The 597-nt window shown below is 52.6% G+C and carries 1 protein-coding gene; it reads left to right on the forward strand.

The window, feature by feature from the left end:
- The coding region (cas2, locus tag LPW29_RS15300) for a CRISPR-associated endonuclease Cas2 (RefSeq protein ID WP_238628729.1) at positions 1 to 277 on the forward strand (277 nt) is incomplete at its 5' end.
- Between the last annotated feature and the right edge of the window lie 320 nt (positions 278 to 597).

Here is a 597-nt window from a genome sequence, read left to right on the forward strand (position 1 = left end):
AAGCTACGACGTAAGCACCATCAGTGAAGGCGGTGAAAGGCGCCTACGCCGCGTGGGTAAGGCGTGCCGAGATTATGGTCAGCGGGTGCAGTTCTCGGTGTTCGAAATTGAGGTTGACCCCGCACAGTGGACATTGCTTCGGAGCAGGCTCTGCGAACTCATTGATCACGATTGCGACAGCCTGCGGTTCTATTACTTGGGGCGGAATTGGCAGAAGAAGGTCGAGCACATCGGAGCAAAGCCGGTTATGGATCTCAATGGTCCGCTTATATTCTGACGTCCACACGCGCGAACCTGTAGTGGCCGGAAAAATACAGGGAGGTTCGCAGTAATGGTATCTGTATGATAATAAATAAGTTTTCGTTTTTCTTGCTCAGGGATATCAGTCAGCATAGGGGTGGCTTTCATGGTTCGCCGAAATTAGATAATTTTCCCTTTATAGTTAAGCAGTTATGATGATGGAGTCGCGCCCCTTGCGGGCGCGTGGATTGAAACACAATGGCGTCCAGCAGTTCCTGGGATGGCTCTGGTCGCGCCCCTTGCGGGCGCGTGGATTGAAACAAATTGCCTGCTTGCCACCACCACCACCCACGACAC

This window comes from Ectothiorhodospira sp. 9100 (assembly GCF_022227565.1).
Classification (GTDB): Bacteria; Pseudomonadota; Gammaproteobacteria; order Ectothiorhodospirales; family Ectothiorhodospiraceae; genus Ectothiorhodospira; species Ectothiorhodospira marina.